At 31.8% G+C, this 12,563-nt stretch carries 7 protein-coding genes; 1 reads left to right on the top strand and 6 read right to left on the bottom strand.

Annotated elements, in window-relative coordinates; genetic code table 11:
- Positions 1-23 precede the first annotated feature (23 nt).
- From ACWNCI_RS08795 to ACWNCI_RS08770, 6 genes are all read right to left on the bottom strand, one after another.
- Positions 24-1,382, bottom strand: a complete 1,359-nt coding sequence (locus ACWNCI_RS08795) for a hypothetical protein (RefSeq protein WP_449388022.1) — start codon at positions 1,380-1,382, stop codon at positions 24-26.
- Between the two features lie 94 nt (positions 1,383-1,476).
- Positions 1,477-3,615, bottom strand: a complete 2,139-nt coding sequence (locus ACWNCI_RS08790) for a hypothetical protein (RefSeq protein WP_336688082.1) — start codon at positions 3,613-3,615, stop codon at positions 1,477-1,479.
- A 168-nt stretch (positions 3,616-3,783) separates the two neighbouring features.
- Positions 3,784-5,619 (bottom strand): DUF7380 domain-containing protein, encoded by a 1,836-nt coding sequence (locus tag ACWNCI_RS08785; protein WP_449388021.1) that lies wholly within the window; start codon positions 5,617-5,619, stop codon positions 3,784-3,786.
- Between the two features lie 149 nt (positions 5,620-5,768).
- A complete protein-coding gene (locus ACWNCI_RS08780) occupies positions 5,769-6,767 on the bottom strand; it encodes a phage exclusion protein Lit family protein (RefSeq protein WP_336688084.1) in 999 nt (332 codons plus the stop codon).
- Positions 6,768-7,099: 332 nt separating this feature from the next.
- Positions 7,100-8,263 carry a hypothetical protein gene (locus ACWNCI_RS08775; protein WP_336688085.1) on the bottom strand — a complete coding sequence of 388 codons (1,164 nt, stop codon included), beginning with the start codon at positions 8,261-8,263 and terminating at the stop codon, positions 7,100-7,102.
- A 318-nt stretch (positions 8,264-8,581) separates the two neighbouring features.
- Complete coding sequence (locus ACWNCI_RS08770; RefSeq protein ID WP_336688086.1) at positions 8,582-8,881, bottom strand: hypothetical protein; 300 nt, start codon at positions 8,879-8,881, stop codon at positions 8,582-8,584.
- A 669-nt stretch (positions 8,882-9,550) separates the two neighbouring features.
- On the opposite strand from ACWNCI_RS08770, the gene ACWNCI_RS08765 reads away from it, so the two are divergent.
- Positions 9,551-12,562, top strand: coding sequence for a SusC/RagA family TonB-linked outer membrane protein (locus ACWNCI_RS08765; RefSeq protein WP_449388020.1), 3,012 nt, complete (start codon positions 9,551-9,553; stop codon positions 12,560-12,562).
- The last annotated feature ends 1 nt before the right edge of the window (position 12,563 follow it).

The raw sequence follows: 12,563 nt of genomic DNA, 5'->3' as shown, positions 1-12,563 counted from the left end.
TTTACAAATATAGGAAAGTACAGTTATGAGATTTTTTCGAAGTAATCTTCATTCGTTGTAATTGACATATATCTTTCTAAAAATTTTGCTTGATTATAAACATATCCATTGTAACCTACACTTTTTAAAATAAGTTTACTTATAAGTGTAAATAGTTTTGCAGAAACATATGCCAGGTAAAGATTGGTTTTACTTTCATCATTATCAATATTATCGGTTTGTATTAATATGCTACCATGTAACAAGTCATTTCGATGCTCAATAATAGTAATGTCATGCAAACTTAAAGTTATACCAAGCTGCTCAAAAGGTCTTGTGAGTTTTTCATTATTTGTTAAATGCTCTTTATTGATCGGCTTATTAATTTCGTTAAGTCTTCTTTTTAATTTTAATATGTTATCATTACTTAAACCATTAGAATTATTGTCAATAACAAGGTGAAGCTCCTTAACTATTTTTTGTTGCAAGTCTTTATCAGTTATAGGTTTTTCTGATCCAGACTCTTCAGTTCTAAAATGTTTAGAAAGTTGTTCAATAATTACAGCAAATGAGCTTGGAATTATTAGTAATGATCTTATTGATGTTGCTTCCAATATGACAAGAATTGCAACAGAAAACTCTGGTTCGGTATGTATTTTATGAGCTAATGCTGATAGTTCTTCCAAAGAAATTCTTGTCAGTTCATGTTTATTATAAAGAATATCTGCAGTTTTTCTTCCTATTTCTAAACGAGAGTAAGGATTTGCTATGACGGGACCATACATTCCTTTTATCGTTGGTCTGATATTATTGGTGTAGTAAAGCCCACCTAAGTTATCAAATATAAATTTTTCTCCTCCAACCATAAGCTTATTAATAAATCCTATTGCTTGTTGGATAGAAAAGCAAGCATCTGAAAACTCCTCATAATTTTGTTTTTGGAAACATTCAAAAATATAATAGCCCCCATCTTTTCTTTTTAATTGTGTAACATCATATTCCTTGCCCTTGATTTTAATGCGAAGACAATCATAGAAATATTCTATTCCATCCCGTTGATGTGTGACTGTTTCAAATTCTCCATGAAATGTTTTAATGTCATTGATATCAACTTTGAAATATGCTCTATATATACTTTCTGTATTAAAGTCATTTGAATGGAACTCTTTTAGTTCAATAACAGTTTTCAAATTAATGGATTTGTCTATCTCAAAATTAGTACTGTTAGAAGTATTTCCAAACTTTTTTGATTTTAATATGATATTATCAAAAGCAAACAAAAGTTCATCATCATCTTCTTGTTCAAATATTGCTTCTATTTCAAAATTAAATGTTTTGTTTTCTCTGGAGAGATATGCTGCACTTTTTTCATTATCGATCAGGTTGACTTTGTGCTTATCCAAAGAGCATATGTTTTCAATAAATTGTAATTCTGATTCGAAGTTCTTTTTATTTTCTATTCGTCGTGTACTATTCATACTAACTAAAACTGAAAAATTATACTGTCATAATGAATTGAATAACACCATTTATTTCACCAACTCCTACCCAGGTTCCAGCAAAAAGTTGATTTTTTTTATATTTAATATATTCTTTTAGTTTTTCTTCTAACAGATTTTTATCTTTTGCAATCATAAATGTAAATCCGAAGCCGCCTTGTTCCTTTGTGAATATAGAACAGTCATGCAATTGTTTATCCTTTAGGAATTGTTTTTTTACTTTTTTGTACCTTTTTGAAAGCTCCACAATAGTACTCTTATTAAATTTCATTAATTGAACAGATGTTTTGATACTATCATTTAGTCTTGACTTGTCGATCTTAAAGATGAGTTCTTTAAATTCATTATCTGTAAAGTAAGAGGGCTTTTTAATATATTTATTAGTAGAGCTAAATAAGTGCATATAGTAATTATTGATATAATCTGTTTCTGGTTCAAAATAGAAGTAGTTTGCCCCTTTAGTTCTTTCTTGTTCGATAAGATAACTTAATTCGTTTCCTTTTTGTTTAAGAAAATAGCCAATAAGATCTAGTTCTTCATAAATATATGTACTTTCAAAGCTTAAAAATTTTTTCCTTATCTCTAAATAACTTAATAATAATGAAGGTGTTTCAAAAAAATCATTTATCACAATAAGATCATATATACTTATAATCCAAGGAAAGTGGTTTTCCTCAAAATAATTTAAGTTATTATCAGTTTTTAAAATTGGTACTATATTTCCTAGCTGTTCTAAAGTAAGTGATACTAATACAACTTCACGATAATTAGCTAGTTTTAGGCTAAGCTTTTGTTTTTTTTTATCTAGGAAAATGACCTCATTATTTTCCTTTAGAAAGTTAAGAGTTCTTATGCCCTGGTCATATGAATTTTTAATGATATCATTTAAGTGATCATCAGTTTTTAATCTGTGCCCAGCCTTAGCTTTCATTGATAGTTTATTAGCTTTAGCTTCTATGATAAATATATATTCGTTGAAAATTAGTATCCCATCTGTTTCACATCTGTTATTATCACTGCCATAAAACATATTAGGGTAGAACTGTGAATTAGGTAAAATATTTTTAAAATAAGTTTCCGCTTGTTTTAGTAAAAAATCATGCTTATAAGAAATGTATTTTTGATAAAGCTTATTGTTTTTTTTAAATTCATTTTCAAAGGCTTCTTCAACGGCCCAGACTAAAAGTGGAATTGATGGAATAATGTACTTATCATGGTGTTTAATTAATGGTTTGCGCTTCAATATTAAATCTGTTGAGTAAATAGGTTCAGTCTCAGTAATTGAATTAAAAGTACATGAAAATGCATTCAAAAAATTCAAGACAGATATTGAATTCAAATTTAAAAATTCGGCTAATTCACTTGCATCAAACGTTCCTCCTACATTATAATTCGTCATTAGTTCGCTGTAGAAGTGGTTTTTGTACAGATGACGGATTTCGTTATCCGAAAGTTTTATTATTTCATCAATATTTTCAATTTTAATTGCTAATTCGTCCGCGGAAATTTTTTTGTTTTTATACCTTATTGTCTCTTTTGAATGCAAACTTGCATTTTCTTCCACTGATTTTACACACTCCTGATATTTAAAGTTTAAAAATTCTGAAATTTTATTTCTTATAATAAGACTATCTTCTAAAGAAAAGTGAAATATAGATTCAATCTCTTTTTCAAAGGGTTTAAATAATTCTCTTGAAAAAAGTAAGTGGTGACCGGGATGTCCCGGATTTCTTACATGTTTTGATTCTGTTTCGATTTTTGACATTATTTCGCTAAAGGTATCTTCAATCGCATTGTGCTTAAACATATCTGAAACGTCAGTTAAACTACAGTATTTTAAAGTGGCATCCTGAATCTTTGTAAAAGCCTCAAGAACTTCTGCAGGATCGATATTTGTGTTTTCTATATAGCCATTTTTCAAGCATTGACATGCCACTACTTCAGAGACAAAAAAGTTTTTGTCACCTCTATAATCTGTATATTCTTTAGGATTTTGAAGATGGTTATAGAAGGAGATATAAGCAATCAAATCAAAGGAATTGATTTTTTTGCAAATATCTTTTATAACCGTTAAATTTTTTTCAATTTCGAAAGGAATGTTTTTTTCCCAATCTTCTAAAGGATTGATATCATTCATATGTAGGTTATCTTGAATATTAAATTGTATCTCCGAATATTTCGTCTTTAATAAAATTCGAATGCATAAAGCTCCAAAGTAATATTATTGATAAAACTCTTCCATTTTAGTTTATAGATACAAATAAATGTTGTTATAATTTATTAAGAATTACTCTCAAATAAAAAATTAAATTTTATTTTTTTTAATCAAGTCATATTTACCCAGTTTTAAAACACAGATAATTAGTAAAAACATTTGTCCAATGTTATATTCATTAAATGTCATTAATGAATGTGCAACTTTGTGCCTTAGATTGTAACCTGCCTTTTCAATAAGCACATATTTTAACAACAGCAGATCATCTTTGGAAATTAAGTTTACGATCTTCTCTTCGCTCAGTAACTTATGAATATCTTTTTGAAAGGAGATGGTTCTTCCTTTATGATCAACCTTAAATTCAAAGGGAATAATACCTTTAAACTCGCAAATATCCCTTACCATCCCCTCAATCTTTGTTGATAAACTGTCTATGCACAGGATAAAATTTGGATAGGATTGAGGATTTGTAAGATAGAATTCGAGATTAATAAAAAAATTGTTTAAAGCCGGGGCTATTAGAGAAAGCCAATTATATGCTTTTTCGCGTTGACCTGTTGTTGACAGTTCTAACTCTACTCCAAGCCAAGAATGGTCGTATAAATATTGCAGTATAGATTTAGCTGATAGTTTTTGTTTTTTGACGCATTCATAGAATATATGATGAAATAGCGGAAGGGTTATTATTTGAATATAATAATTGTAATTTTTCAAAATATCAAAATACTTTTTCTCGTTTTCATCATCATAATGCTGAACGGTGTTGCCATTAGCGTCTATAATTGAATTTGAAAATAATTCTTTGAAAAGATATTTTCCTTTTTCATTTTCAACTTGTTGTTCCATCTTACTATAACTTGGTAACAATGAGTCATCAAGCATTAAAATAGAAATTATTGATTCAGTATTTTGTGAAGATATTCCCGTTGAAATTATATCAATTTTTTTATGATATTCTGAGACATCTATTTCTTCTCCAAATTCAAAAAGCTGTATGTCTTTTTTTAATTTATTATATCGTTTTTGCAGAAATTCAATACGATTTTTATCTTTTGCTATTTTGTAGTGATATATTGCATTTTCTAAAAATTTGCACGCAACAATGTTAACTAGCCCTTCTTCTTTAGATTTTAAATACCAGAGATTGCCTATCTTCCTTTCATACTTATCGTATTTTAATCCTAATTTTTTTCTTATTTTTATAATTTGCTGCAATATTGTTATTGCTTGTTCTCTTTCATTTTTGCTTTTTATGACTACCAATTTTTCAAGTATACCACATACCCCTTTAAAATCTTCGTTAGTAAATTTCTTATTTTCCAACATCAATTTTGTTAAGTCTAGTCTCATCGCAAAGCTAGAATCTGAATCGAGAGAGTAGTTTTTTACAATTCTTTGCACTTCAGATTTTACCTTATCCACCCTGTAATTTATTGATGACGAAAGCGTGAATAAATTTTGTAAAGTATCTATTAACTGCAATCCAAAATATTTTTCGGGATAGTTTAAATCAAGGCGTTCAATTAATGGAATGCACTCTAGGTATGACTCGACTGCAACCATTGCAAAAGAAATATTTTTAGCGGGTGATAGCCACAAGAAATGACCATATCTACATTTTAGAAAAGGTGACTTACATGAAGATAATCTTTCTTTAAGATAATTAAAAATTTTTTCGGAATAATTTTTTAATGAAGGATATTCGGTTTGTAAGCCTTTTTCATCAGTACCTACAAAACATCCGGATAGTTTATTTTTATTAATGTTAAATAAAAAAGTATCGGTTTCCCACTGTATCATTTCCGCCTCAGACAATCTATTTTTCTCAATCAAATCAAATTTTGTTTGATTGAGAAAATTTCTTACTTCAAATGTGCTTTTGCTGGATAAACTTATATTTTCTAGTTTTTCATAAATCTCGTCCATCTAGTTATGTGTATTTTTACTGTGTTTCTGTTACAAAATTTATAACAAATCTATTGTATTAAAAGGTTTTAAACATTGTATAAGTTTTGAGATAATTATCCTTGATCAATGTTTATACTATAGACTCTTGTCATTTAAATATTTGGATTTTAACTTCTATTCTTTATTTGTAATATGATTTCATAATATTCATGTTTATAGGATTTTGGGTTTTCTGACCATTCAAAATTATGACCAAATTGGCTATCCCAAAATTTCAGTCCCACACATGCAATTGCCCAAGCCTCATCCTGTTCATCAAGTTCAAATTTTTCAAGAACATTTGTTAGTCTATCTTCAGAATTTGGATGTTGTTTGCCTTCTGTGGTCGCTTTAAAAAAGAACATAGATAATACCCCGATTAAAGTACCTACAGTAACGACACTCTTTTTTGCTATTTCAAATGGACTGGAAGAATTTGATATTCCCTTTTTAATATTTTCAATAGCTTTATTATCTGCCTCAATTTCAAATTCAAGATAATGGCTATCAGGGGTGTCTTCGCTAATCTTCTCAAGATGAAGATCAAGATGAACTAGTTCGTGACAAAATATAAATTTTACAGCTTCAGTATAAAAACAGTTTACCTGCTCAATATATGTTCTTTCTTCTGCTAGGAACCTCTCAGGATTAGGTTGCTCTTCTTTATTCCAAGGAACAAAATCCACAATCAGTAATTTGGCATAATCAAACATCTCTTTTGCTTTCTCAATATTTTCCTTACTGATAGGGTATATTGTTCTGTTATTTAATTTATTAATTTTAGGATAATCAATTTCTTCTAAGTAAGTAACATATAATGCATAAGTAACACACCATAAATATGAAAGAAATGTTTCGTGAATTGCAATTTGTTTACTCTTTCCATTTGCATAAGGTGTTCGATATTTTGTTCTATCGATCATTATAGGTATTTCTCCAAATTGAAAATCAAGTTGAGAATTAAATTTCCCCTCCTTTATCAAATTCTGTAAATTTTGAAAGAAATCAGGATGAGTATTATTAAACATATAAACAATCATCCAATGTAAGACTCTTATAGGCTGTGTTCCAAAATCGGTTTCCCTATGATGATCAATAATTCCAGTTTTTTGAGTAAGCCAATTCATAATATTAGTTTTGTTTTTTTAAAAATACAAAATTATCATGCGTAAAAAATATTTATGAATTTTTATATCTTGCAGAGACCACAAGTATAAATGTATTAAAATCTAAAGCATCATTTTTAGCAATTTAATAATTTTATAAGCTGTTATCCTTTAGAATAATAGAGAAGTTAAAAAATCAATAAAGAACATAAAGAAACAGGAAAGCTACTCCAGCAAATTCCGATTGCTATTATAAAGCATTTATCAATAGAATGAGATTACAAGTCTCGTCAGGATTTTACAAAATTTACAAGACAAAGTCATTATATCCTGAATCGAAATAATTATAAAAATTACTGATCCTCTAACCAGTCTTTGTTTAACTTAAATATCTCTCCTAAATTATTACCTTCATAGTTGTGAACATTCCCATTTTGAATATAACAATAAGGAAGCTTTAAACTTTTAAAATTCAATTTATTATCTGTAAATGGATGCTCAAATATCCAATATTTGCTGGAAGGCACAGTATGTGGAAATATTCGGTTAATCATAATACCACTTACGTTTGTGATTCTTTTAGATCCATTGTTATAAAAAATACCATCTGCACTTCGTACCCATTTCTCATCTCTATTGTTGGGATCAGTTGAAAAAGATAGAGCTATAGAGCCCCATATAGCAGCATCAATATCATAATAGGATGATGATTTAATGCTTAGAGTATTTATACAAATTAAGTAAGGTTTGTCTAGCTTTCCATACCTCTTTGCTTTCGTTAAAATAGATTCTCTAATAGACTCTTCTGCACCCCCAATAAATGTCTCAAAGGGTCTAATACCTATACTTCTTCGTGGCTTTCCAATTGCATCTTCATTAACTGGTAGAAATTCTATGTTAATTGAAATCTCATCATTTTCAAAAAACAAATTTTCAAATTGCGGTAAAGAAGACGAAAAATCGCCTTTTGTCTTTATAAGCTCTCTTTTATGATCGAGCTCAGCAATTTTATTTTTAATATTTCTGATTAGCTCTTTTGTTGAAGGCTGATTTTTTGTTTTTAATTGTAATGTTTCAATATGAAACATGAAATGTGGTGATTCAATTTTGTTTATTGTTTCATAAAACCTCTCTATTAATTTTTCATTCGCTTCTTCAAAATTCGACTTATCCTTGCAAATTTTAGCCTCTATATACATTTCAATACCATCTTTAATCACTAAAAAATCTGGCTTTTTGTCTGTATTATTAATTTTTGGGTGTATTATAATTTCGTAACCCAGTTCTTTAAAGAAATTGAATAAAAAAAGTTCATAAAAAACTGAGTCAAAACTCTTCTTGAATCTTTTCTTGATTTCGTACTTTTCTGTTTCAGGAAGATTTTGAAACCATTTTTCTAATAAATCACGTACTTTGCCAATATCTTTTCTGGCACTTCGTTCATAATAGCTGAATGAATCTTCGTTCGCTTCGGCTGGGCCAGTAAAATCTCGTTCTATTTCTGAAAAAAGATTCATCTCAATTTATTTTAATTTAATAAATATCTCTATGAATGTAAATGTAATGAAGATTTTTCTCTTTAATTTATGGCTTTCCGTAAAAAAAGAAATATGGAGAATTTAAAAGTTTTATTATATTACAAAAAGCACAAATAATGGAAGCGTTAAAAGTCTACATTGTTATTTCAATTAATACAATATTTGTATTATTATTTTGCAGTACAAGCAAATAATTTAAGAGACCAGAGAGGAGCAAAGTTCCAGAAGGACTTCAATAGGTTTAAATCGATACCAAAGAGAAATAGGAATCAGAATAAAAATTATAGTAAAGCTGAGTCAGGACTTTTTTCTTAAAATACTATCTTGAAATTCTGAAATATGTTCATCTTTTATTTTACAGTATTGTTCACCAAAATCAATCATTGTAAATCCCATTGATTCAACAATAAGAGTTATTGTTACCATTGATGATCTTTTTTTACCACTAAAAGCATTTGTTACAGTGGCTTTTCTAATATCAGCATTAGAATTGATAGCAATTTTTTCATAGCTATCAATGATGTCAGAGTCATCACTTTGAGAATGACTTTTATTACGGCTAAGTAATAGCCGTAACGCAATTGCAGTCTTTATCATTATGATTTTTTCAACATCATTAAACATGAATGCAATTAAGAACTATTCAAATTTTTATTCGGTACGCTTTTGTTTACCAATTATATTTTTATTATATTTGTAAAATAGGTTACAGAAAATGTAACTTTGCGATACTTCAAAGAATAATAGAAGCTATTGCTTAGAATCTTGTAATAGAAAACTGGTAATTTTAAGGAAACAAGAGGATAAGTATTAAGCTCACGACCTAGGCGTGGGCTCTCTTATCTGTTTCCAAGGTATACCAGTACCCCTATTACGGATAATGTAGAGTTCCATGCCGTCTTTTTTCAATGCAGTTCGCTTATTTCTACGTAAAAAATCTAAGCCCGCTTTCTAAACATAGTATCAGACTACACGATACAATAGGAGGGTACAACCTATTGCGGCTTTAAAAAGCTTACACGGGAACACAGATTTCATTCATATTAAATTCTTTCCGATGCCTTGCGGTCACTGCTTTTAGAACCTCACCAGTCCTTTTTCATACTAAAGGGCATCAGGAAAGTCTTTACCTAAAAAATGAATCAAAAACTACTCAACTTAAAATCAGAAGAAAGAAAAAAGCCCCTTCCCATACAGTTTGGAGACCAACGGGAAAGAGCGTAGTTCAGTAATTAATCTTTAAAAATTAAAAACCTTTACAAATCTATGAAAAATTCCTATTACAATATAGGTGGCATTTTCTTTGGGCTCATGTTTACCACTGTAAGCATCAAGACAAACGCCCAAACACGCACCATTTCCGGTACCGTAACCTCATCAGGTAAACCTCTTTCAGGAGTCATAATCTCTCAAGAAGACAATGATCAGGTAACCATGACCGGCAACAACGGAACCTATACCTTACAGGTTTCAGCAGAAAATTCCATCCTATTGTTCAGACACCCTGATTATTCAGAGGAAAAATTCACACTCACTAATCAGAAAGTCGTTAATATCAGCTTAGAACAAAAAGTAAAGGGAATCGAAGAAGTTATTCTCAACGCCGGCTACTACAAGGTAAAAGACAAAGAAAGAACCGGTAGTATTGCCAAAGTTTCAGCAAAAGATATAGAAAACCAACCCGTCAACAATGTACTCTCTGCACTACAGGGACGAATGGCAGGAGTGAACATTACAAGCTCTAGTGGTAGTAATTCAGGAGGCTTTGATGTTCAAATCAGGGGTAGAAACAGTTTAAGAACTGTTACCAACAGCCTTATCAATGGAAATGAACCGCTATATGTGATCGACGGTATTCCTGTTGGGGGACAACTTTCTACCAGTTATACGACCGGCATTGAACCAATGCGAGACATTAACCCTCTCAACGCAATGAATCCCAATGATATTGAAAGTATAGAGGTTCTTAAAGATGCGGATGCTACAGCAATCTACGGCTCACGGGGTGGTAATGGTGTTATCCTGATTACCACCAAAAAGGGAAGTAATAAAAATATACAATTCACCTTCAATACCAGCTACAGCTTGAGCAGTGTTGCAAACAAGCTGGAAATGATGTCCACAGAACAGTATATTCAAATGAGGAAACAAGCTTTCGCAAATGATGGGATCACAACATTGCCTGCTACTGCCTATGATCTTAATGGGAAATGGGATCAATCAAGATATACTAATTGGCAGAAGACCCTTATTGGCCGTACTGCAGAAAATACACAGACATTATTGTCAGTCAGTGGGGGAGGTGATCGATCTTCTTTCCTGCTCAGTGCCTCTCATCAGGAACAAGGAACCGTTTACCCGGGAAATTCAGGATACAAAACCAATGCCCTTAACAGCAATTACAATTATAACAGTACAGACCGCCGCTTTTCATTAACAGCGTCTAATTACCTGACTTTTCAATCCAACAATGTGATAAATAGCGATTTTACACGGTTATCTCTATCACTTGCCCCTAATGCACCGGCATTATATGATACTAATGGAAACATCAACTGGCAAGAGAATACTTTCAGCAATCCTATGGCAGCTCTTAACGGAACCTATGAAGCTAAAACCTTTAGATTGAATCAGGATATTAGCGCAGGTTATGCCATATCGGATAATTTTAAGCTCAAGCTCAATGGAGGTTTTAACTACTGGAGCTTACAGGAAACAACCCTTTCACCCAATACGATGTACAATCCTGCTTTTCCGGCGGGGGCAAGTTCAGCTAATTCTACCTCAGCGGTCAATAATTCCAACTTTATTTCTTACCTGCTGGAACCTCAACTTACGTGGAGTAAAAGCATGAATAAGTCTAAGGTAGAAGTCTTGTTGGGAGCTTCTTATCAGCAGACCCTTTCCAGATCATCAGCTGTGAGAGGAACAGGATATTCCAGCAATGCTCTGCTTCATAATATTGCCGCTGCATCGGTGATCAATATGGAAAGCCTGAGTGAAAGCGACTATCGGTATGCAGCCGTTTTCGCAAGGGTTAACTGGAATTACAATAAAAAGTATATTCTTAATATAACAGGCCGTCGTGACGGTTCCAGCAGGTTTGGACCCAATAAACGTTTTGCCAATTTCGGAGCCCTAGGCGGTGCATGGATCATTTCAGAAGAGTCTTTCCTGAAAAATAGCAGTTGGTTAACCTTTGCCAAGCTGCGTGCAAGTTACGGTATTACAGGAAGTGACAGGATAGGAGATTACCAATATCTGAATACCTATACCATTACTGCGTCACCTTATAATTCTGTTTCTGCCTTTACTCCGTCAAAGCTTTTCAATCCGGACTTTTCGTGGGAGAAAACAAAAAAGCTGGAAACTGCATTAGAAATTTCTTTGTTTAAGAACCGGATCAACCTTACGGCATCCTGGTATAGAAACCGTTCATCCAATCAATTGGTAGGAGTTCAATTGCCACTTATTACAGGTTTCAGTTCTGTGCAGGCGAACCTGGATGCTACCGTAGAGAACAGCGGATGGGAGTTTGAGCTTAGTTCGCAAATTATCAAAAGTTCTGACTGGCGATGGAGCTCCGGGTTCAATATTTCAGTTCCAAAGAACAAACTTATTTCATTTCCAGGTTTAGAAGGTTCACCTTACGCTACGATGTATGCTGTAGGTCAGCCTACAAGTATTCTCAAACTTTTGGAGTACCAAGGAATTGATCCTGTAACGGGGCAGTACCGCTTCAAAGATGCCAACAATGATGGTAAGATTTCAATACTTGATGATGCGCAGACCGTAGAAAATATTGGGGTTAGATTTTTTGGGGGCTGGCAGCACGAAATAAAATACCGCAATCTCTCCTTCTCCTTTCTCCTTCAATTTGTGAAACAAAGACAAACCAACTATTTCAGGGATATGACAGTTCCGGGGACACTTTCTAATCAGCCTGCTGCTTTTGCCAATGTATGGTCAGCAGATAATCCAAACGGTATTATTATGCCATATTCGTCGGGAAGTAATCCTGCAGCTTCAACAATGACTACTTACCTTAAATACAGTACGGCTGCGGTCAGTGATGCATCCTTTATCAGGTTAAAAAATGTTCAACTAAACTATACGATACCCTTAAAGGGAAAACTTTTGTCTGAAGCCAAAATATTCCTGCAAGGGCAAAATCTTATGACTTGGACTCATTATTTTGGGATTGATCCTGAATTCCTGGTAACCGGCTATATACCACCTTTAAAAACTTATTCTATGGGTGTTCAACTCACTTTTTAAA

The organism is Chryseobacterium lineare (assembly GCF_977014045.1).
Note: the sequence above shows the minus strand (reverse complement) of the source record. Positions and strands in the feature narration are given on the sequence as shown.